The organism is Nonomuraea sp. GTA35, from assembly GCF_041950525.1.
Taxonomy (GTDB): domain Bacteria; phylum Actinomycetota; class Actinomycetes; order Streptosporangiales; family Streptosporangiaceae; genus Nonomuraea.
Genome location: NZ_JBGNUV010000001.1, coordinates 1,448,731 through 1,471,047, shown reverse-complemented (window position 1 = coordinate 1,471,047; position 22,317 = coordinate 1,448,731). Strand labels below are relative to the sequence as shown.

Below are 22,317 nucleotides of genomic sequence, written 5' to 3'. Positions count from 1 at the left end.
GTGCACGAGCCCCGTCCCCGGCCCGGCACGGCCCGGACGTGAGCGGCGTCGAGGTTCGCGCCGCCCTGCGCACGGCCACCGGACGCGAGGCCGCCCGATGGGTGGCCGCGGCCTGCCGTGAGGCGCCCTGGCTGACGGCGGCCACCGCCGCCACCACGGTGGCCGGGGCGGCGCTCCAGGTGATCCCCGTGCTGCTGCTCGGCCGGGTGGTCGACGGGGTGGTCGCGGGCGAGCCGCACGGGATCCTGGTCACCGTCGGGGTGCTGCTGGTCGCGGCGGCGCTGCTCGGCGCGGCGGCCACCGCGGCGTCGGCGTACCTGATCGGGCGGCTGGGCGCGGAGCTGCTCGCGCGGTTGCGGGAGGGCGCCGTGCGGGCCGTGCTGGGCATGCCGAGCGCCCGGATCGAGCAGGTCGGCCACGGTGACGTGCTGTCCAGGGTCGGTGACGACGTGGCCGTGGTGTCCAAGGGCATCCGGCAGGCCGTCCCCACCGTGTTCTCGGCCGGGGTGCTGGTCGCCATCGCCACGGTGGGCATGTTCGGGCTGGACTGGCGGCTCGGGCTGGCGGGCGCCGGGGCGCTGCCCGCGTACGCGCTGGCCCTGCGCTGGTACCTGCCCCGGTCCGCGCCGCTCTACCGGGCGCAGCGCGAGGCCCAGGCCGACCGCGCGCAGGCGCTGATCAGCGGGCTGAACGGGATCGACACCGTCCGGGCGTACCGGCTGGAGAGCGTCTTCCGCGAGCGGGTCGCCCGCGAGTCGTGGCGGGTGCGCGATCTGGGCGTCGAGGTGTTCCACTTCTTCGGCCGGTTCGTCGGCAGGGAGAACCGCGCCGAGTTCATCGGGCTGGTCCTCATCATCGTGACCGGGTACGTGCTGCTGGAGGCCGGCGCCGTCACCCTCGGCGAGGCCTCGGTGGCGCCGCTGCTGTTCCACCGGCTGTTCAACCCGCTGGGCGCCATCATGTTCACCTTCGACGAGGCGCAGAAGTCGGGCGCGAGCCTGACCCGGCTGGTCGGGGTGCTGGGTGAGCCGACGGAGGAGCGGCTGGTGGGCGGCGCGGCCGTCGCCCCGGCAGGCGCCGGGCCGTACCCCGTGACGGTGCGGGGGCTGACGTTCGGCTACCCGGAGTCCGAGCGGCCGGTCCTGCGGGACGTGGACCTGGAGATCCCCGCCGGCGGCTCGCTGGCGCTGGTGGGGGCGACGGGCGCGGGCAAGTCGACGCTGGCGGCGCTGATCGCGGGCATCGGCGTCCCGCAGGCCGGGACGGTGCGCATCGGCCCGACCGACCTCGCCGAGCTGGACGAGGCCGGCGCCCGGGTCCTGGTGAGCATCCTGACGCAGGAGACGCACGTGTTCTCCGGCAAGCTCGCCGACGACCTGCGGCTGGCCGCGCCCGAGGCGACGGACGACGAGCTCATGGACGCCCTGCACACGGCCGGCGCCGGCCCGTGGGTCGCGGCGCTGCCCGACGGGCTGGACACCGTGGTGGGCGAGGGCGGCGAGCGCCTGGACGGCGGCAAGGTCGCCCAGCTCGCGCTGGCCCGGCTGATCCTGGGCCGCTCGCCGGTGGTGGTGCTGGACGAGTCGACCGCGGAGGCGGGCAGCCAGGGCGCCGCCGAGCTGGAGCGGGCCGTGCTGGCCGCGTGCCGGGGCCGTACCGCGCTGTTCGTGGCGCACCGGCTCACCCAGGCCATGGCGGCGGACCGCATCGCCGTGCTGGACGCGGGACGGGTCGTGGAGCAGGGCACCCACGAGGAACTGGTGGCCCTGGACGGCCGGTACGCGCGGTTGTGGCGGGCCTGGCGGGAGGCCGGCTAGGTGATCAAGAGGAGGTTACCGAAAGGGATGGCTGAGTCTGCGATGTTGGAACCAAGCGCTCGTGTTGTTTCGCTTTCTTCCGCTCGGCTGGCCGGCCTGCGCCGGCGGACCGGTGAACATCCCGACAGGACTCTCGCCGAAGCGTGCGCCATCGGGCTGGCGTACTGGGCGACGGGCCGCAGCCCCGACGGCCTCGGCCTCACCCCCGGCACGCTCTTCACCGACGTGCTCGGCTGGGCAGGCAACGGCGGGCGCGCGCCCGCCGGCTGGGACGTCGCCGGGGACGGGCGCGGCATCACCGTCCCCGAGGGCGTCGTGCCGGAGGACGCGCAGCTCGCGCTGGACGACCTGGCCGACTTCCCCGACCGGCCGGTGGGGACCATCGGCCCGTCCAGCGTGGCGGAGCGGCTGCGGACCCTGGCCGGCTGGAACGACACCCGGGCCGACCGGGAGCGCCCGACCATCGTGGAGCTGTTCCGCGAGCAGGCGCGGGCCAGGCCGGACGCCGTCGCCGTCGTCGACGAGCGCCGGTCCCTGACCTACCGCGAGGTCGCCGCGCTGGCCGGCCAGCTCGCCCACCACCTGATCGAGCGCGGGCTCAGGGCCGAGCAGGTCGTCGGCATCTCGCTGGAGCGTTCCGCCGACATGGTGATCGGGCTGCTGGGCGTGCTCATGGCGGGCGGCGCGTTCGTGCCGCTCGACCCGCGCTGGCCCGCCGCGCGCCGGGCGGTCGTCATCGCCGACGCCGGGCTCGCGCTGCAGCTCGACCACTGCGGCGAGGCCGGCGCGGGCGAGCCGGAGGCCGTGGCCGTCGATCTCGACGACTGGCGCTTCGGCGCGTACCCCGCCCAGGACCCCGAGGTCGGCATCCCCGGCCCCGCCCTGGCGTACGTGATCTTCACCTCGGGTTCGACCGGGCGGCCCAAGGGCGCCATGATCCGGCACGAGGCGATCAGCGAGCGGCTGCTGTGGCAGGCCGGCGAGATCCTGCGCTTCGGCCCCGACGACGCGTCGCTGTTCAAGGCGCCGCTGTCGTTCGACATCTCGATCAACGAGATCTTCCTGCCGCTGGTGCGCGGCGGCAGGCTGGTGGTCCTGCGGCCGGGCGGCGAACGCGACCCGCACCACCTGCTCAGCGTGATCGCCGAGCAGCGCGTCACCTTCACGTACCTGGTGTCGTCCATGCTGGACGTGCTGCTGGAGATCGCGGGCGAGTCGGGGCGGCTGGACAGCCTGCGCCACGTGTGGTGCGGCGGCGAGGTGCTGACCCCCGAGCTGTACGAGCGCTTCCGCACCCGCCTCGGCATCCCGCTGTACCACGGCTACGGCCCCGCCGAGACGACGATCGGCGTCTCCCACGTCATCTACCGGGGCGCGGCGGAGCGCCTGTCCACCTCGATCGGCAAGGCCAACCCCAACACCGAGCTGTACGTGCTGGACGAGGAGCTGCGCCCGGTCCCGGTCGGCGTCGGCGGCGAGCTGTACGTCGGCGGGTTCCTCCTGGGCCGCGGGTACGCCGGCGCGCCCGGCCTGACCGCGTCCCGGTTCGTGGCCAACCCGTTCGCCACGGACGGGTCCCGGCTTTACCGGACCGGCGACCTGGCGCGGTTCGCCCCGGACGGGTCGCTGGACTTCCTCGGCCGGGCCGACAACCAGATCAAGATCCGCGGCATGCGGCTGGAGCTGGAGGACGTCGAGGCCGGCCTCGCGGAGCACCCCGGCGTGCGGCATTCCTGCGTCGTGGCAAGGAAGAACGCCGCCGGCGGCACCTACCTGGTGGGATACGTGATCCCGGCGGCCGGGAGCGAGGGCCTGCGGCCGGAGGAGGTCACGGCGTGGGCCGCCACGAACATGGTCGAGCACATGGTGCCCGCGCACGTCGTCGTGCTGAAGGAGTTCCCGCTCACCGAGAACGGCAAGCTGGACCGGCGCGCGCTGCCCGAGCCCGAGATCGGGGCGGGCCCGCTCGTGCCGCCCGCCACCGAGAACGAGCGGGTGGTGTGCGCGGCGGTCGCGTCGGTGCTGGGGCTGGACGAGGTCGGCGTGGACCAGAACTTCTTCAAGCTCGGCGGCGACAGCATCCTGGCGATCTCGCTGCTGAGCGCGCTGCGCGACGCTGGGCTCCACGTCACCGCGACGGAGATCTTCGCCGGCGGCACCGTGGGGGCGCTGGCGGCGGTGGCCAGGCGCGAGGCGGCCGTCCCCGCCGACTCGGGGGATGTCGCGACCGGTCCCGTCACGGGGTCGCCCATCGTGCGGTGGCTCGGTGAGACGACCGACGCGATCGACGGGTTCGTCCAGTCGACGGTGCTGAACACCCCGGCGGGCCTGACCGCCGGCGCCCTCGACGAGATCCTCGCCGCCCTGGTCGCGCGGCACGACATGTTGCGGGCCAGGCTGGTGCGCGGCGACCGCTGGGGCTTCGAGGTGCCGGAGGCCGGCCAGGCGTCCGCCGGGTGGCTGGAGAGCGACCTGCCGCTCGACGAGTGCGTCGCGCTCGCCACCGAGGGGCTGGACCCGGACGGGGGCGTGATGCTGCGTGCCGTCTGGCGGCGTGCGGCCCGGCAACTGGTCCTGGTCGCCCATCACGTGGTCATCGACGGCGTGTCCTGGCGGGTCCTGATGGAGGACCTGGCCACGGCGTGGCGGCAGCTCGCCGCGGGCGCGCCGATCGAGTTGCCCCCGGTGGGCACGTCGTTCCGGCGCTGGACGCAGGTGCTGGAGCAGACGGCGTCCGACGCGGACCTGGACTACTTCCAGCGCCCCCTGCCGGGCACGGACGAGCCGGTGGGCAGGCGCCCGCTGTCGGAGGCCGACACCGTCGCGCGCGAGAGGGTCCGGGTGGTCACGGCGGGCCCCGAGGTCACCGCCGCGCTGCTGGGCGAGATCCCCGCCAGGTTCCACGCCGGCGTCAACGACGTGCTGCTGACCGCGCTCGCCGTCGCCCTCGCCCGGTGGCGCCGCGATCTCGGCCAGGATCAGACGTTCGCGCACGTCGAGCTGGAAGGCCACGGCCGGGAGGGACGGCTCGTCGCTGACGCCGCCGGGTTCGAGCCGGAGCTGTCGCGGACCGTGGGCTGGTTCACCACGCTGTTCCCGGTGGTCGTGGATCCCGGGGCCGCGGCGGACTTCACCGCGCCCGAGTACCTGTCGGCCGCTCTCAAGGCGGTCAAGGAGGACCTCGCCCGGGTGCCGGGAAACGGCCTGCCCTACGGCGTCCTGCGTTACCTGGCCGGCCACGCCTTCGACGCGCCCGCCCCGCAGGTGCTGTTCAACTACCTGGGCCGCTTCGACGCGGGCGGGCCCGGGGACTGGCAGCTCGCGGGCGCCACGGGGCAGCTGGGCGAGCGCCGGGATCCGGGGATGCGGCTGCCCCGCGCCCTGGAGTTCAACGCGATCGCCGAGCCCGGCCCCACCGGCGAGTACGAGCTGGCCACCGCCATCTCCTGGCCGGAGGGCGTCTTCACCGGCGAGGACGTCGCGACGATCGGCGGCTACTTCCTGGCGGCGCTGGAGGGCCTGGCCGCGCTCGAACGGGGCGGCCACTCCCCCAGCGACTTCCGCCCGCTGTCCCTGACGCAGGCGGACGTCGACGCCCTGGACGGCCCGGCGCTGCACGACATCCTGCCGCTGACCCCGCTGCAGGAGGGCCTGTACTTCCACTCGGTCTTCGACGACGACTCGGCGGGCAGCTACGTCGAGCAGCAGGTGCTGACGCTGGAGGGCGAGGTGGACGCCGACCGGCTCGCCGCGTCGGCCACCCGGCTGCTCACGCTCTACCCGAACCTGGCCGCGCGGTTCGTGGCGCTCGCCGACGGCCGGGTGGTCTCGGTGCTGGAGAGCGGCATGACCGCGCCGTTCACCACGCTGGAGCGTCCCGGGATGACCGGCGAGGAGATCCGCGACCACGCCGAGCGGGACCGCCGCGCCGGGTTCGACCCGGCCAGGGGGCCGCTGATGCGCTACACGCTCATCCGCGCGGGCTCCGGCGGGAACGTCCTGGTGCAGACCGTGCACCACATCATCGCCGACGGCTGGTCGGTGCCGGCCATGTTGCGGGCGCTGCTGGCCGAGTACCACGCGCCGGGCAGCGTGCATCCGCTGGGCGGCTTTCCCGGTTACGTACGGTGGCTCGCCGGGCGTGACGACGACGTCAGCGACCGGGTGTGGCGGGACCAGCTCGCCGGGCTGCCCGGCCCCTCGCTGGTCGCCGAGGGGCACACCCCGTCCGGCCGCTTCGCCGACACCGCCGCGCAGCCGGGCGCCGAGCTCGACGCCGACGGGGCCGCGCGGGCGGCGGGCGTGCCGCTGAGCGTCGCCGTGCACGGCGCCTGGGCGGTGACGCTGGGCGGCATGCTGCACAGCCAGGACGTGGTCTTCGGCTCCACGGTGTCCGGGCGTGACGCGCCGGTGCCCGGCATCGAGGACATGGTGGGGCTGTTCATCAACACGATCCCGGTGCGTGCCCGGTGGGACGGCACCACCACCTCGCACGAGCTGCTCTCCGCCGTGCGGGAGCACCAGAGCGCGGTGCTGCCGCACCAGCACGTCTCGCTGGCCAGGATCGGGCGCCAGGCCGGGAGCGGGCCGCTGTTCGACACGCTGGTGGTGTTCGACGTCGCGACCGACGTGGAGAGCCTGCGCGAACCCGGCCACGAGCTGGTCATCACCGGCGTCGTGAACGAGGGCGCCCCGCACTACCCGCTGACGCTGGTGGTGGAGCGCGCGCCGGACGGCCGGGCGCGCTTCAACCTGATCTACGACTGCGAGCTGCTGCGGGAGAAGGGCGCCCGGGCCGTCCTCGCCACGTTCACCCGGACCCTGACCGGGCTGCTCACCCGGCCGGACGGCCTCGTCAGCGACCTGGCGTCCGGCGCCCTGCCGGACGCGCTCACCGGCCACCCGGCGGCCCGTGGCACCCGGCCGGACGCGCCGAGCACTCCTGGCACGCCGAGCGTTCCGGCGACCCTGGGCGGGCTGTTCGACGCCGCCGCGAGCCGCGACCCGGCCGCCACCGCCGTCACCCAGTGCGGGCTCGACGGCAGCACCCGGTCACTCACCTACGGCGAGCTGGCGGAGGCCAAGGACCGGCTGGCCGCGGCGCTGCGCGCGGCCGGGGCCGGGCCGGGCGAACGGGTCGCGGTCGCCGTACCGCGCTCGGTGGAGCAGGTCGTCGCCCTGGTCGCGACCGTCACCGCGGGCGGCGCGTACGTGCCGCTGGACCTGGCGTACCCGGACGAGCGCCTGCGGTACGTCCTCGAGGACGCCGCCCCGCGGGTCGTGCTCGTGGACGGGGAACACCGGGACCGCCTCGCGGAGCTGCTGGCCAGGGCGGGCGTGCCGGCCCGCGTGCTCGTCCAGGGAGACGAGCCGCCCCTGGACGCCGCTCCCGGCGGGCCGCAGGCCGGCCCGCACGACCCGGCGTACGTGATCTACACCTCCGGCTCGACCGGCAGGCCCAAGGGTGTCGTCGTCCCGCACTCCAGCGTGGTGACGCTGCTCCTGAACACCCGGCCCGGCATGGGCTTCGGCCCGGACGACGTGTGGGTGCAGTTCCACTCCTCCTCCTTCGACTTCGCCGTGTGGGAGCTGTGGGGCGCGCTCGCGCACGGTGGCGAGCTGCTGGTGCCCGAGTACGGGCTGACCCGCTCCCCCGTCGACTTCCACCGCCTGGTACGCGAACGCGGCGTCACCGTGCTCAACCAGACCCCATCGGCGTTCTACCAGCTCATCGAGGCCGACCGGCACGCCGCCGAGCCGCTGACCTCGCTGCGCCGGATCGTCTTCGGCGGCGAGGCCCTGGATCTCGGGCGGCTGCGCGGCTGGGTCGAGCGGTACGGCACCGGCTCGCCCGAGCTGGTCAACATGTACGGCATCACCGAGACCACGGTCCACGTCACCCACCGGGTGCTGACCGAAGAGGACTTCGCCGCCCGCGGCGACGCCGCCCCGATCGGCGGCCCCATCCCCGGCCTGGTCACCTACCTGCTCGACGACCGGCTCAGGCCGGTGCCGCCGGGGCGGGTGGGGGCCATCTACGTCGCCGGTGACCAGGTGTCGCTCGGCTACCTGGGCAGGCCGGGGCTCACCGCGAGCCGGTTCGTGGCCGACCCGTTCGCGGGTGACGGCTCCCGCATGTACCACACGGGCGACCTGGCCCGCCGGACGCTCGACGGCGAGCTGGTCTTCGCCGGCCGCGCCGACGACCAGGTGCAGCTCAAGGGGTTCCGCGTCGAGCCCGGCGAGGTGGAGGGCGCGATCAGGGAGCTCGACGGCGTGGTGGACGCGGCCGTCACCGTGGCGGACAGTGGTGACCATCTGATCGCGCACGTCGTGGGCGGCGTGCCCGGCGACCTCACCCGGCTGCTGGCGGCGAAGCTGCCCGCGTACATGGTGCCCGGGCGGGTGCTGCCGGTGGACGCGCTGCCGCTGACGGTCAACGGCAAGCTGGATCGCCAGGCCCTGGCGGAGCGCGCGGCCCGGCTCGACGCCGGGGAGCCCCGGCTGCCCGCGAACGGACCGGCGGCGCTCGCAGAGGCGCCCCCGCCCGCACACCAGCCCCCACCCGCACACCAGCCCGCGCTCGCCGCGCTGGTCGGGATCTTCGCCGAAACGCTCCCCGGCACCGACGTGGACGGCGACACCGACTTCTTCCGTGCCGGGGGCGACAGCATCATCGCCATCACCGTCGTCAACCGGGCCAGGGCGCTCGGCCTGCCCGTCACCCCGCGCGACGTGTTCCTGCACAGGACGCCACGCGTGCTGGCCGAGCACCTGGCCACGCGCACGCCACCGGCCACGACACCCGCCCCCGCACCCGCCCGCCACCGGGACGGCCCGCTGACGCCCACGCCGATCATCCTCCGACAGCGGGAGCTGGGCGGCTCCCTCGCCCGGTTCGCCCAGGCCAGGACCCTGCCGGCGCCGGAGGGCACCGGCTTCGCCGACGCCGAGCGCGCCGCGAACGCCGTCGTGGCCGCGCACCCGGCGCTCCGGTTGCGGCTGCGCGTCGAGCACGGGGTGTGGGCGCTGCGTACGGAGCCGCCCCGCCCGGCGGCGGTCACCCGGGCGGCGGCCACGGCCACGGCGACGGCTGCCGCGAACGAGGCCGCCGGCCGGCTCGACCCCGAGGCCGGGGAGGTGATCGCGTTCACCTGGCTGGAGGAGAGCCGGACCCTGGTGGTCACCGCGCATCACCTCGCCGTCGACTCGGTGTCCTGGCTGATCCTGCTGGACGACCTGGCCACCGCCATGCGAGGAGCGGCCCTGCCACCGCCCACCACGTCCTACGCCGAGTACGCCGACACGCTGGCGGCCCGCTCCGCCCACGCGATCGACGACCTCGGGCACTGGGTGGAGACGCTCCAAGCGCCCGCGCTGCTGCCCGCGATCGGGAAGCTGCGCGAGACCACGGTGGAGATCTCACCCGAGGTGACCACGACCCTGACGCGCACCGCGCCCGCCGCGCTCGGCGTCGGCCTCACCGAGCTGTTGTGCGGCGCGCTGCGGGCCGCGCTGACACACGTCCAGCAGGCGCCCGCCGATCTCGCCGTCGAGCTGGAACGGCACGGCCGGGTCCCGCTGCTCGAACACCACGACTACACCCGTACGGTCGGCTGGTTCACCGCCATCGCGCCCGTGCGGCTCACGGCGCACACCGACCCCGTGGCGGCGGCGCGCGAGGTCGCGCAACGCCAGCGGGACGAGCGCGGGCACCTCTCCTACGGCCTGCTCAGGTACCTCGACCCGCAGACCGCCCCGCTGCTGCGCGGGCGCCCGCAGGTGCTGTTCAACTACCTCGGCCCGGCCACCGAGTCGCAGGCGCTCCCGATCACCGGCGGCGACCAGGGCAGCCCGTACGCCGTCGAGGTCAACGTCTGGCTCGACCCGGCCACCGGCACCCTGCGCGCCGCCTTCACCCTGGCCGAGGGCGTCCCCGGCGAGCTCACCGGGCACTGGCGGCGCGCGCTGGAGCGCATCGCCGGCGCCTGCGCGACGGCGGAACGCACGGCGCCGGTGACCCCGCTGCAACGCGGCCTGTTCTTCCAGGCCCAGCTCACGGGCCCGGCCGGGCACTACGTCGCCCAGAGCTACTTCACCTTCGACCGGCGGCTGGACGCCGACGCGCTGGCCGAGGCGATGGCGTACGTGATCGCCCGGCACCCGGTCGTGGGCGCCGGGTTCACCACCGACGCCGATGGGAACCCGGTCCAGGTGCTCGCGGCGGGCCGGCGGGTCGAGGTCCGCACGGTCGTGGCGTCCACCGAGGCGGAGGCCGAGGCGCTGCGGGCCCGCGACCGCGACACCGGCTTCGACCCCGGCGAGCCGCCGCTGATCCGGCTGACCGTGGTGCGCCTGCCCGGCGGGCCCGACGGCCTGCTGCTGAGCTACCACCTGCTGCTGTGGGACGGCTGGTCACGCGAGATCGTGCTGCGGGACCTGTTCGACGCCTACGCGGCCGTCGTCGCGGGACGGCCGCTGGACCCGGTCCCTGCCACGCCGAGCTTCGAGGAGCACGCCCGGGCGCTGGCCGCCAGGGACGTCTCCGCCTCGGAGCGCTTCTGGGCGGAGCACCTGGCCGGCCTCCCCGGCCCGACGCTGCTCGCCGGCCCGTCCCCGTCGCTGCCGGACGAGCTGCCGCTCGCGCTCGTGCGCACGCTGACGGCCGAGCAGTCGCGGCTGCTGCGGGAGGCGGCCAAAGTGCACGGGGTCACGCTGAACTCGGTGCTGACCGGCGCCTTCGGCCTCCTGCTCGGCGCGCACACCGGCCGGAGCGACGCCGTGTTCGGCGTGACCGTCTCCGGCCGGGAGGGGGAAGGCCTGTCCGGCATCGTCGGCGTGCTGCTCAACACCGTGCCCATGTGGACCCGGGCCCGGCCGTCCGACACGGTGCGGGAGTACCTGTCGTCCGTGCAGGCGGCCAGGGTGGCGGCGATGGAGCACGAGCACCTGGGGCTCGGCGAGATCCAGCGCGGCAGCGGCCACGACACCCTCTTCGACAACCTGTTCGTGCTCCAGAACTTCCTGGACCTGGACGCGTTCGCCGAGCTGAACGCCAGGCACGGCATCACCGCGGTGCGGGCCGACGACTCCACGCACTACCCGTTCACCTGGGTCGTCACGCCCGGCGAGCAGCTCACGGTCAAGCTGGAGTACCGCGACCACGACACCGGCCGTGCGCAGCGGCTCCTGGACGACTACCTGCGCGTGCTCGACGACCTGGCCCGGTGGACCGGGCCGGTGGGCGCGCTGCCGGGTCCGGGGCCCGAGCCCGTGCCGGCCGAGCGCACGGACATCGGCACGGACACCGTGGTGGACCGGTTCGACCGGGCGGCCGAGCGCGATCCGGACCGGGTCGCGCTCGTCGCCCACGGCCGCGCCATGACGTTCGGCCAGCTCCGGGAGCGCAGCCGCGCGGTGGCGGGCGTGCTCGCCGGGCGCGGCCTCGGCCCGGGGACGACCGTGGGGCTGGCGATCCCGCGCTCGCTCGACTCGATCGTGGCGCTGTTCGCCGTGCTGCGCACCGGCGCGGCGTACGTGCCGCTGGAGCTGGACCACCCGGACGAGCGGATCGCCGCGATCGTCGCGGACGCCCGCCCGGACGTGATCCTCACCGTGAGCTCCGTCACCTCCCGGCTGGCCGGGAGCCTGCCCGAGCGGGACCTGATCGAGCTGGACCGCCCGCTGCCCGAGGCAGAGCCGTTCGTGACGTTCGCGCCCGGCGACCCCGCGCGCCTGCGGCACCCCGCGTACACGATCTACACCTCCGGCTCGACGGGGAAACCCAAGGGCGTGGTGACCGAGTACGCCGGGCTCACGAACATGCTGATCAACCACCAGCGCCGGATCTTCGAGCCGGTGCTGGCCGAGCACGGTCACCGGGTCTTCCGGATCGCGCACACCGTGTCGTTCGCGTTCGACATGTCGTGGGAGGAGCTGCTGTGGCTCGCGGACGGCCACGAGGTCCACATCTGTGACGAGGAGCTGCGGCGCGACGCGCCCCGTCTGGTCGAGTACTGTCTGGAGCACCGCATCGACGTCATCAACGTGACCCCCACCTACGCGCAGCAGCTGGTCGCCGAGGGCCTGCTCGACGACCCTGCGCGGCGGCCCCCGCTGGTGTTGCTGGGCGGTGAGGCGGTCACCCCGGCGTTGTGGCGGCGGCTCGCCGAGACCGAGGGGACGGTCGGATACAACCTGTACGGGCCCACCGAGTACACCATCAACACCCTCGGCGTCGGCACGTTCGAGTGCCAGGACCCGGTGGTGGGCGTGGCCATCGACAACACCGACGTGTACGTGCTGGACCCGTGGTTGCGTCCGGTGCCGGACGGCGTGCCGGGTGAGCTGTACGTGTCCGGGATCGGCATCGCCCGTGGCTATCTCGGGCAGCCGGCCCAGACCGCGCACCGGTTCGTGGCGTGCCCGTTCGGCGAGCCGGGGGAACGGATGTACCGCACCGGGGACCTCGTGCTGCGGCGTCCCGACGGGAACCTGATGTACCTGGGCCGCACCGACCAGCAGGTCAAGATCCGGGGGCACCGGGTCGAGCTGGGCGAGGTGGAGGCCGCGTTCGCGGCGCATCCGGCGGTGCGGTTCGTCGCCGCGGTCGCGCAGTCCGATCCGCAGGTGGACGGCGCGTACCGGCTGGCCGCCTACCTCGTGCTGGGCGGCGGCGACCTGGCGGCGGTCGCCGCCGAGGTGGGCGCCGGGCTGCCGGACTACCTGCGTCCCACGCACTACGCTCAGGTGGAGGCCATCCCGCTGACCGTGAACGGCAAGGCCGACACCAAGGCGCTGCCGGAGGCCAAGCCGCTGGGCGCGCTGACCACGTCGGCCGAGCGCGGCCCGGCGACCGAGACCGAGAGCGCGGTGTGCGAGTTCTTCGCCGAGGCGCTGGACCTGGATGACGACGAGGTGAGCGCGGTGAGCGACTTCGTGTCCCTCGGCGGGCACTCCATGCTGGCGGTGCGGCTGATCGGGCTGCTCCGCCGCGAGTACGGCCCCGTGATCACCATTCGTGACCTGTTCGCCCTGCGTACCCCCGAAGCGATTGCCCGGCACCTCGATGAGCACTCCTGACCGGCGCGGGCCCCGCACGGGCCCGGACATCCTCCGGACCGCGCTGCGGCGCAACGCGGGCGCCATGGCCTGGGGCACCCTGCTCATGGGCCTGTACCAGGCGGGCGAGACCGCCTTCCCCATCGCGCTCGGCCTGATCGTCGAGCACGCGCTGCAGGAGCGCAGCCTCGGCTCGCTCGCCTGGTCGATCGCGGCGCTGGCCGTGATCGTCACGACCGTGTCGCTGTCGTGGCGGTTCGGGATGCGCATCCTGCAGAAGGCCAACACGACGGAGGCGCACCGCTGGCGGGTGCAGGTCGCCGAGTGCGGGCTCCAGCCGGTGGCCAGGGACACGGACCTCAAGTCCGGCGAGGTGCTGACCATCGCCACGGAGGACGCCGACCAGACCGCCGACATCATCGAGGTCGTGCCGCTGCTGATCAGCTCGCTGGTCGCGGTGCTGATCACGGCGGTCGCGCTGGGCATCGCCAGCGTCTGGCTGGGCCTGCTGGTGATCGTGGGCACCATCGCGATCCTGTCCATCCTGAGCGTGCTGTCCAGGCGGATCGGCGAGGGCACCCGCGAGCAGCAGGCGCGGGTGGCGCGGGCGGGCGCGAAGGTCGCCGACCTGATCACCGGCCTGCGCCCGCTGCACGGCTTCGGCGGCAACCACGCGGCGTTCCTGTCGTACCGGACGGTGAGCACGGAGGCCAGGGACCAGGCGATCACCGTCGCCAGGGTGAACGGCGCGTACGCCGGGGCCGCGCTGGCGCTCAACGCGATCCTCGCCGCCGCGGTGACGCTGGCGGCGGGGTGGCTGGCGTTGAGCGGCCGGATCAGCATCGGGCAGCTCGTCATGGCCGTGGGGCTGGCGCAGTTCATCATCGAGCCGCTCAAGCTGTTCTCCGAGATGCCGAAGTACGTGATGATCGCGCGCGCGTCGGCGGAGCGGATGGCGCTGGTGCTGGCCGCTCCCCCGGTGATGGTCGCGGGGACGCGGCGCCCGTCACCGGGCGGGAACCTGGAGGTGGACAGCGTCCGGTACGGGTCGCTGCGCGAGCTGAAGTTCCACGTGCCGGCGGGCGAGTTCACGGCGATCGCCGCCTACCGGGCGCGGGAGGCGGCCGATCTCGTCTCGATCCTGGCCGTGAACGTGCCGCCCGGCGCGTACGAGGGCGTGGTGCGGGTCGGCGGGCGGGAGCTGAAGGACCTGTCGATCGAGGCGGTCCGCGAGCACCTGCTGGTGAACCCGTACGACGCGGAGATCTTCGCGGGCACGCTCCGCACGAACATCGACCCGGCGGGCGCCGGCCACCTGGTGGCGGAGGCCGTCGAGGCGTCCATGCTGACCGACGTCGTCGCCCTGCACCGGGAGGGGCTCGACCACGGCGTCCGCGACCGCGGCGCGAACCTCTCGGGCGGCCAGCGCCAGCGCCTCTCCCTGGCCCGCGCCCTCGCCGCCGACCCCGGCATCCTGGTCCTGCACGATCCGACGACGGCGGTCGACGCGGTCACCGAGCAGCTCATCGCGCGCAACCTCGCGGAGCTGCGGCGGGGCCGCACCATGATCGTGATCACCAGCAGTCCCGCGCTCCTGGACGCCGCCGACCGCGTCCTCGTCCTGGACGGCGGCGTCATCACCGCCGAGGACACCCACCGCAACCTCCTCGCCACCGATGAGACCTACCGCCAGGCGGTGGCCCGATGACCCATCGCCTGCCTCGTGGAAAGGACCGAACATGACCAACCCCTTCGACGATCCGGACGGCCGTTTCCTCGTCCTGGTCAACGCCGAGAACCAGCACTCCCTGTGGCCTGCCTTCGCCGAGGTTCCGGGCGGCTGGACGGTCGTGCTCCCCGACAGCAGCCGGGCCGCCTGCCTGGACTACATCGAGAGCCACTGGACCGACCTGCGCCCCCGCTCGCTGGCCGAGGCCATGGACGGCTGATCCGGGTCCGGCGCGGACGGCCGGCGGGCGAGCAGCGGCGTACCCTGCAGCGCCGCCGCCATCCGCTGCTCGCCCCGGTCGTCCCGGTGGTGCTGCCGGCCGGCTCGATCACCGAGCCCGCCGGCGCCCGCCGGCTCACCCCGCGGCGCGGTAGGCGGTGGCCGGGATGTGCCCGTGCAGGCGCAGCCCCGTTCCGGGGCTGGTCTCGATGGTGAGGGTGCCGCCGATGGCGCCCAGGCGGTCGTACATGTTGGTGATGCCGTGCCCCGTGCGGATCAGGCCGGGGTGGCAGCCGATGCCCGTGTCGGCGAGGTCGAAGGAGAGGCCGTCCTGCTCGCGCAGGTCGATGGTCACCGCGGCCTGCTCGCCCGCGTGCTTGCTGGCGTTCTGCAGCGCCTCCAGCAGGCAGAAGTAGATGTTGATCTCGATCTCGGGCGGGTACCGGCCCAGGCCGGTGGCGCGGATCTCGGTCGGCAGCGGCGAGTGACGCGTGGCCGCGCGCAACGCCGCCTCCAGCCCCGACTCGGCGAGCTGCGGCGGGTAGATGCCGTGCGCCAGGTCGCGCAGCTCGGCCTGGGCCTCGCGTAGGTCGGAGGAGAGCTGCGCGAGCACGGGGGCGGCCTGGGCGGGGTCGGTGTCCATCAGCCGCTGGGCGACCCTGGACTGCACGGCCGCGGCGACGAGCCGCTGCTGGGCGCCGTCGTGCAGGTTCCGCTCGATCTGGCGGCGCTCCCGGTCGGCCGCCGCCACCAGGCGGGCGCGTGACTCCTGCAGCGCCTCCGCCCTGGCCACCAGCATCACGTGGTTGTGCCAGGCCAGGTACGAGGCCCGGGTCAGGCCCAGCACCACCAGGGCGATGACGACGGCGGCGATCAGCCACCCGGGGGCGTTCCCGGTGAACCCGATGCCGGGGGCCAGCCGCCCGGCGAGCGTGACGGCGACGGCGGCGGCGACCGTGCAGCCCATGATGACCTTGAAGCGCCGCCGCGACAGGAACGCCACCGACAGCAGCACCGGCGACACGATCACCAGCGTCGCGTACGGCAGCGCGGCCGGGATCATCGCGGTCAGCGTCAGCGCGTAGCACCAGGTGATCGCCGCCGAGAGGCCGATGGCGTGATCGATGCGGCGGCGCTTGACGACCCGCAGCGCCGCCACGACCAGCAGGGCCACCGTGCACCAGCCGCCGGCCAGGGCGAGCAGCCAGAGCTTGTGCACGCCGGCGAAGGCCGCGGCGGCGACCGCGCCCGCCCCGAGCGCGACGCCCATGATGGCCCACAGACCGGTGACGATGTACTGGTGGGGGTGCGGGTGGGTGCTGCGCTGGAGGCTCGTGTACAGCCGGGCGATGAGGTGCCAGACGGCCTGCAGCCCGCCGCGCACGGCGCCGCCCCGCTCCTGGCGGGAGCGCTCCACGCCGGCGCTCTCCAGCACCGACCGCGGCAGGTGCCCGTGCAGGCGCAGCCCGCCGCCGGGCCGGGTGTCGATGGTGAGGGTGCCGCCGATGGCGCCCAGGCGGTCGTTCATGTTGATCATGCCGGTGCCGGTGTGGACGAGACCGGGGTCGCAGCCGCAGCCGGTGTCGCGGAAGTCGAAGGACAGCCCGTTGCGGTCCTGCAAGCTGATGATCACCGTGGCCTGCTCCCCCGCGTGCCTGCTCGCGTTCCGCAGGGCCTCCAGCAGGCAGAAGTAGATGTTGATCTCGATCTCGGGCGGGTAGCGGCCGACGCCGCTGGCGTGCACGGTGGTGGGGATCGGGGCGTGCTGGGCGGCGGCGCGCAGCGCCGTCTCCAGGCCGTACTGGCCGAGCTGGGGCGGGTAGATGCCGTGCGCCAGGTCGCGCAGCTCCGCGCTGGCCTCCTGCAGGTCGTCCGTCAGGCGGGCCAGCAGCGGGCCGGCCCGGCCCGGGTCGGCGTCGAGCAGCCGCTGCGCCTGCCGGGTCTGCTCGGCGGCGGCGGCCAGGCGCTGCTGGGCGCCCTCGTGCAGGTTGCGCTCGATCTGGCAGCGCTCGCGGTCGGCCGCCGCCACCAGCCGGGCCCGCGACTCGCGCAGCGCCTCGGTCCTGGCGACCAGCATGCCGTGGTTCTGCCACGCGGCCAGCGACACCAGGATCGTGATGAACGGGATGAACACGATCGCCAGCGCGTCCGTGACCGTCTTCGGCACCAGCCGTTCCAGCCCGACCCCGGGCGTCAGGCTGCCCACGACGACCAGCGCCGTGCCGACCAGCATGGTCGCGCCGAGCATGGCCGACAGCCGCTCGTGGTTCATGTGCTGCACCGCCACCAGCACCGGCAGCAGCACCGCCAGCGCCAGCGTGGCCAGCGCGAACGGCACCACCGAGGTCACGGCCACGGCCACGATCCAGTTGGACAGCGCGAAGACGACGACGGCGGCGAAGCGCCGGTAGCGGTGGATCAGGTGGATCGCACGCAGCAGGAACGCCGCCATGATGAGCAGCAGCACGACGATGGCCAGCAGCCAGCCCTCGCGCCGGACCGCCGCCCACAGCACCGCGACCCAGCCCGCGGCCACCACGACGCCGATCAGGTCCGCCTGGATGTAGGTGCGCAGCCGCTCCCACTCCGGCGCGCCGATCTCGATGATCTCATGCCCCCGCAGGCCGGCTAGGAGTCTGCCTGCCCCCCGTCGCTCCACAGCGCCTCCAGTTCGTCGGGGCCGAAGCGGTCCTTGTGCCGATAATGGGCCCCCATCACCATCGCGTCACGAGGCAGGTCCTCCGTGTTGTTGACCGACAGCAGCACCACGGTGACGTCCGGATGCCCGCACCTGATGCGCCGGGCCGCCTCCAGGCCGCCCATGCCGGGCATGTTCACGTCCATCAGCACCATCCCGACGGCGTGGTCCCGGAGGAAGTCGAGCGCCTCCTCGCCGCTGGCCGCCTCCCCCGCCAGCACGAACCCGTCCGCCACCGCGATCACGCCGGCCACGGCCCGGCGGAACGACGGCAGGTCGTCCACCACCAGAACGCGCACGAACTGTTGGTCCACAGGCTGATCGTCGCATTCGATCGCCGCCGTGTCGGTGGTGCCACCATCACTATCCCGGCCGGATTTCGGGCCGCCGGGCTGGGAGCGGCGGCCTACCCCGGCGCCGAGCCGGAGTCGAGGAACATCAGGACCGCCTTGACGCGCCGGTTGGTGTCGCGGTCGCCGCGCAGGCCGAGCTTGACGAAGATGGAGTTGATGTACTTCTCGACCGCGCGCTCGGAGACGTTGAACGCGGTCGCGATGGCCAGGTTCGACCGGCCGGCGGCGACCTCGGCGAGCGTCTCGCGCTCGCGCGGCGTCAGGTGCCGCAGCATGCCGGCGTCGTTGCGGGCCTTGGCCGAGACCAGCGACTCGACGACCACGGGATCGATGAACGACCCGCCGGAGGCGACCGTGCGCACCGCCGAGATCAGCTCGCCGGGCGCGGCGATGCGCTCCTTGAGCAGGTAACCGCGCCTGCTGCTGCCCTGCTCGATCAGGGCCAGCAGGTACGTCGGGTCGAGGAACTGCGACAGCACCAGCACGGCCACGTCCGGGTGGCTGGCCCGCAGCGTCGTGGCCGCCCTGATGCCCTCGTCGCTCATGGTCGGCGGCATGCGGATGTCGGTGACGACGACGTCGGGTTTCTCCTGGTCGACGCATTCCATCAGCGCCTCGTAGCCCGAGCAGACGCCGACGACCTCCGCCCCGGACTCGGTCGCGATGAGGGCCTCGATCCCGGCCCGCACCAGCAGGTGGTCCTCGGCGATCACCACCCGGAAGGACGTCACGTGGCAACGTTAGTCCGCCGCCCCCGCCCGCTCAACGGGTGCGGAAAACCGAACCACCGATTCGGGAGCCAGCTTTATCGCTGAATGAGCGGGCGCAACGCAAACTGGCGGTATCAGCAGCCAATCTGCGCACGGATATGCGGGGTTCTCCACAGGGACGAAGACGGAGGGGGAGTGGTGGCCGAAATGTTTCACGTCGCCGCGCGAGTATCGCGAATCAGGTCCTACGTCAGCGAGTTGCTGGCGCGCGCCGACCGGGCGTTGTGCGCGGACCAGGACGAGCGGGCCCGCCAGTACGGGTGGACGGTCACCAGAACGGGGTTCGGCTCCAGGCGGTATCGCGACCCGCGCTTCGACGCGCTCAAGGCGGCCCGGCTCGCCGGGCTGCGGGCCGCCCGGGAGTCGTCGGCCGTAGGAGATGATCGTCATGTTCCCGCGTAACCCGCGCCACAACCCGTACGCGGTGACCGGGGGCCCGCTCCTGGAGCCGGGCCCCGGGCTGGTCACGCGGCTGTGGCGGTGGCGTACGGAGATCGTCCTGCTCCTGCTCGCGGCCGGGGCGGCGGTCGTGATCGCGATCGCCGTGGGCCGGGGGATGTGGTGGGCGCCGGTCGCGCTGGCGGGTCCCGTCGGCGTGCCCGCCACGGTGCCGGCCGGCCGGAAATGGATGATGCGGCACTTCTGGTGCCTGTTTTCCCGGCACCGGATCCAGCGGGTGTGCGCGGAGACGTCCATGCACACCCGCGCGGGCAGAATTCCGCTGATCCTCTGGATAACGCCGACCGGCTCCGGGGAAAGGGCTTTCATTCTGCTCCGCGCGGGGATTTGCGCCGACGACTTCGAGGCGTTCGGCGCGGAAATAGCGGCGGCCTGCTGCGCGGCTCACGTCCGCGTGCGGCGGCACCCGGACCGGGCGCAGTTCGTCACGGTGGACATCGTGCGGCGGGACGCGGGGGGCGACGTGCCCGGGGCGGCGACGTGGGGCGACGGCGAGCCGGGCGCGGAGCGCCCGCTGGAGCGGCTGGCCGGCTGACCCCGCCCCATCACCTGGGCGGACGGGGCTCACGCCACCCGAGCCTGCCGCCCTTCCCAGCCTCAGGGAGTGCCGGGGCCACCGGGCCGCCCCGGCCCCTGGGGCTGCGGCCACCCGGACGGGGGCGGTTCCGTCCGGGTGGCCGGCATTCGCGCAGCCGGCCGGTGCCGCGCCGGCCGGCTGCGCCGGACCGCTCTTCCTGGCAGGCTCAGGCGGATCTCTCCCGGCGTTCGGGGCCGCGCCGGCCCTGGGGGTGGTCGCGGGGCACCAGGGTCGGGTTGACGTGGTCCAGCACCGTCTCGCGGGTGATCACGACGCGGGCCACGTCGTCGCGGCCCGGGACCTCGTACATGACGTTGAGCAGCACCTCCTCCATGATCGCGCGCACCGCCCTGGCCCCGGTGCGGCGCAGCAGCGCCTGCTCGGCGACGGCGGCCACGGCGTCGTCCGTGAACTCCAGCTCGACCCCGTCGAGCTCCAGCAGCCGCCGGTACTGCTTGATCAGCGCGTTGCGCGGCTCGGTCAGGATGCGGATCAGCGCCTCGCGGTCCGGCGGGCGCAGCGTCGCCACCACGGGGACCCTGCCGACGAACTCCGGGATGAACCCGTACCGGACGAGGTCCTGCGGCATCACCTGGGCCAGCAGGTCGTCGTCGGGTCCTGACCGCGGCGTGGCGCCGAAGCCGGCGCCGCCACGCGCCACCCGCCGCTCGACGATCTGCTCCAGGCCGGCGAACGCGCCACCCGCGATGAACAGCACGTTCGTCGTGTCGAGCTGGATGAGGTCCTGGTGGGGGTGCTTCCTGCCGCCCTGCGGCGGCACGCCGGCCACCGTGCCCTCCAGGATCTTCAGCAGCGCCTGCTGCACGCCCTCGCCCGAGACGTCGCGGGTGATCGACGGGTTCTCGCCCTTGCGGGCGATCTTGTCGATCTCGTCGATGTAGACGATGCCGGTCCCGGCCCTGGCCAGGTCGTGGCCGGCCGCCTCGACGAGCGCGAGCAGCATGGTCTCGACGTCCTCGCCGACGTATCCGGCCTCGGTGAGCGCGGTGGCGTCGGCCACGGCGAACGGCACGTCGAGCAGCCGGGCGAGCGTCCGCACCAGGTGCGTCTTGCCGCTTCCCGTGGGGCCGGCCAGCAGGATGTTCGACTTGCCCAGCTCGGCGTCGGACGCGCGGACGCGCTTGTAGTGGTTGTAGACCGCCACCGACAGGGCGCGCTTGGCCTGGTCCTGTCCGATCACGTACTGGTCGAGGAAGGCGTGGATCTCGCGCGGCCTGGGCGGCTCCACGGCCGCGGGGCTCCGCGCCGCGCGCTCCTCGGCCATGAGCTCGGTGCACTGGCCCACGCACTCGTCGCAGATGCAGACGGAGGGCGGGCCCGCGATGAGCCTGCGTACCTCGCTCTGGCTCCTGCCGCAGAACGAGCAGTGCGGCAGGTCGTCCCTTCCGGTGCGTGCCATCGCGCCGCCTCAGCCCGCCGGGCGCAGGGTCACGGACAGGGACGCCAGCCGCCTCGTGCCCGGGTCCGGCAGGTACGACGCCTCCTCCGCGAGCGCCAGATCAGGGAAGCGGCGCAGCAGGGCCCCCAGCGCGACGGCGGTCTCCACGCGGGCCAGCGACGCGCCCACGCAGAAGTGCGGCCCGTGACCGAACCCGAGGTGCGGCCCAGGCTCCCGCGTGACGTCGAACCTGTCGGGCTCGTCGAACACGCGCGGGTCCCGGTTGGCGGAGGCCACGGAGACCGTGACCGGCTGCCCCTCGGGGACGGTCACGCCGCCGATCTCGACGTCCTCGGCGGGGAAACGCGGCACGGTCATCGGCTGCGGCGGGCTCCAGCGCGCCAGCTCGTCCACGGCGCGCGGCAGCAGAGCGGGGTCGGCGCGCAGCGCGGCGAGCTGGTCCGGATGGGCGAGCAGGATGGCGACGCCGTTCGCGATGAGGTTGGCCGGGGTCTGGCCGGCCAGGACGAGCAGCCACACCATGGTGACCAGCTCGTCGTCGGAGAGCCTGTCGCCGTCCTCCTCCACGACCCGGGCCAGGTCGGACAGCAGGCCGTCGCCGGGCCGCGCCTTGACCGCGGCGATCGCGGACCTGGCGTCGCCGATGATCCCCGGGATGGACCGCGCGAACCGCTCGCCGTGCCCGGCGGCGATGGCGGCGCCGTACTCCCGCCAGCGCGGGCGGTCGGCGGGCGGGATGCCGACCAGCTCGCAGATCACGTCGATCGGCAGCGGCTTGGCGAAGCGCTCCAGCAGGTCCACCGGCTCCCGCTCCGGCAGCTCGTCCAGCAGCCCCTCGACGATCCGCTCGATGCGCGCGCCGAACTCGCCGGCCCTGCGCGGCGTGAACGCGGGCGCGACCAGCCGGCGCAGGCGCGCGTGCTCGGCACCGTTCGTCTCCGACATCGTGCGCATGTACGGCAGGCAGTGCTCGGGCACGTCGGGCCGCATGAAGCTGGACTCGTTGATCCGCATGCGCGGGTCGGCCAGCATCGCCCTGGCCTCCTCGTGCCGCGTCACGGCCCAGAACGGGCCGAACCCCGGCACCAGCAGCCGCACCACCGCGGACCGCTCCCTGACCTGCGCGTACGCCGTGTACGGGTCGTGCAGCACCGCCGGGTCGGTCAGGTCGATCTCCGGCACATCCATCGTGGCCCCATTTCGAATGATCCCAT

At 74.1% G+C, this 22,317-nt stretch carries 11 protein-coding genes; 6 read left to right on the top strand and 5 right to left on the bottom strand.

The window, feature by feature from the left end:
- The first annotated feature begins 38 nt into the window (after nt 1-38).
- Genes ACBJ32_RS06590 through ACBJ32_RS06575 form a run of 4 tightly spaced genes read left to right on the top strand, consistent with a single transcriptional unit; the run spans nt 39 to nt 14,827 of the window.
- Entirely contained in the window at nt 39-1,817 is a 1,779-nt protein-coding gene (locus ACBJ32_RS06590; RefSeq protein ID WP_357885630.1) for an ABC transporter ATP-binding protein, read from the top strand.
- A 42-nt stretch (nt 1,818-1,859) separates the two neighbouring features.
- Nucleotides 1,860-12,899 carry an amino acid adenylation domain-containing protein gene (locus ACBJ32_RS06585; RefSeq protein ID WP_375125910.1) on the top strand — a complete coding sequence of 3,680 codons (11,040 nt, stop codon included), beginning with the start codon at nt 1,860-1,862 and terminating at the stop codon, nt 12,897-12,899.
- On the top strand, nt 12,886-14,586 hold the full coding sequence (locus ACBJ32_RS06580; RefSeq protein ID WP_375125909.1) for an ABC transporter ATP-binding protein: 1,701 nt from the start codon (nt 12,886-12,888) through the stop codon (nt 14,584-14,586). The genes ACBJ32_RS06585 and ACBJ32_RS06580 overlap by 14 nt, the downstream gene beginning before the upstream one ends.
- 31 nt (nt 14,587-14,617) lie before the next feature.
- On the top strand, nt 14,618-14,827 hold the full coding sequence (locus tag ACBJ32_RS06575; protein ID WP_357885625.1) for an MbtH family protein: 210 nt from the start codon (nt 14,618-14,620) through the stop codon (nt 14,825-14,827).
- A gap of 135 nt (nt 14,828-14,962) precedes the next feature.
- Here ACBJ32_RS06575 and ACBJ32_RS06570 read toward each other — a convergent pair whose 3' ends face one another.
- The 3 genes from ACBJ32_RS06570 to ACBJ32_RS06560 form a co-directional block, all read right to left on the bottom strand.
- The gene (locus tag ACBJ32_RS06570; RefSeq protein ID WP_375125908.1) at nt 14,963-17,485 is read right to left on the bottom strand and encodes a sensor histidine kinase; all 2,523 of its coding nucleotides are present in this window, start codon (nt 17,483-17,485) and stop codon (nt 14,963-14,965) included.
- The gene (locus ACBJ32_RS06565) at nt 17,455-17,838 is read right to left on the bottom strand and encodes a response regulator transcription factor (protein ID WP_357885621.1); all 384 of its coding nucleotides are present in this window, start codon (nt 17,836-17,838) and stop codon (nt 17,455-17,457) included. Before ACBJ32_RS06565 ends, ACBJ32_RS06570 begins: the two co-directional genes overlap by 31 nt.
- Nucleotides 17,839-17,930: 92 nt before the next feature.
- Nucleotides 17,931-18,608, bottom strand: a complete 678-nt coding sequence (locus ACBJ32_RS06560) for a response regulator transcription factor (protein ID WP_357885619.1) — start codon at nt 18,606-18,608, stop codon at nt 17,931-17,933.
- Nucleotides 18,609-18,785: 177 nt separating this feature from the next.
- Between ACBJ32_RS06560 and ACBJ32_RS06555 the strand changes: the two genes are divergently transcribed.
- On the top strand, nt 18,786-19,049 hold the full coding sequence (locus ACBJ32_RS06555; protein ID WP_375125907.1) for a hypothetical protein: 264 nt from the start codon (nt 18,786-18,788) through the stop codon (nt 19,047-19,049).
- The gene (locus ACBJ32_RS06550; RefSeq protein WP_375125906.1) at nt 19,036-19,641 is read left to right on the top strand and encodes a hypothetical protein; all 606 of its coding nucleotides are present in this window, start codon (nt 19,036-19,038) and stop codon (nt 19,639-19,641) included. Before ACBJ32_RS06555 ends, ACBJ32_RS06550 begins: the two co-directional genes overlap by 14 nt.
- Before the next feature lie 208 nt (nt 19,642-19,849).
- Here ACBJ32_RS06550 and clpX read toward each other — a convergent pair whose 3' ends face one another.
- Nucleotides 19,850-21,103: an ATP-dependent Clp protease ATP-binding subunit ClpX gene (clpX, locus tag ACBJ32_RS06545; protein WP_375125905.1), complete on the bottom strand. Its 1,254-nt coding sequence runs from the start codon at nt 21,101-21,103 to the stop codon at nt 19,850-19,852.
- Between the two features lie 9 nt (nt 21,104-21,112).
- Nucleotides 21,113-22,291: a cytochrome P450 gene (locus ACBJ32_RS06540; protein ID WP_375125904.1), complete on the bottom strand. Its 1,179-nt coding sequence runs from the start codon at nt 22,289-22,291 to the stop codon at nt 21,113-21,115.
- Nucleotides 22,292-22,317 lie beyond the last annotated feature (26 nt).

What these genes read in the sequence shown, in the direction of transcription:
- ACBJ32_RS06585 (WP_375125910.1), top strand. Translation starts at nt 1,860, where the DNA reads ATGTTGGAACCAAGCGCTCGTGTTGTTTCGCTTTCTTCCGCTCGGCTG.
- ACBJ32_RS06580 (WP_375125909.1), top strand. Translation starts at nt 12,886, where the DNA reads ATGAGCACTCCTGACCGGCGCGGGCCCCGCACGGGCCCGGACATCCTC.
- ACBJ32_RS06575 (WP_357885625.1), top strand. Translation starts at nt 14,618, where the DNA reads ATGACCAACCCCTTCGACGATCCGGACGGCCGTTTCCTCGTCCTGGTC.
- ACBJ32_RS06550 (WP_375125906.1), top strand. Translation starts at nt 19,036, where the DNA reads ATGTTCCCGCGTAACCCGCGCCACAACCCGTACGCGGTGACCGGGGGC.
- clpX (WP_375125905.1), bottom strand. Translation starts at nt 21,103, where the DNA reads ATGGCACGCACCGGAAGGGACGACCTGCCGCACTGCTCGTTCTGCGGC.
- ACBJ32_RS06540 (WP_375125904.1), bottom strand. Translation starts at nt 22,291, where the DNA reads ATGGATGTGCCGGAGATCGACCTGACCGACCCGGCGGTGCTGCACGAC.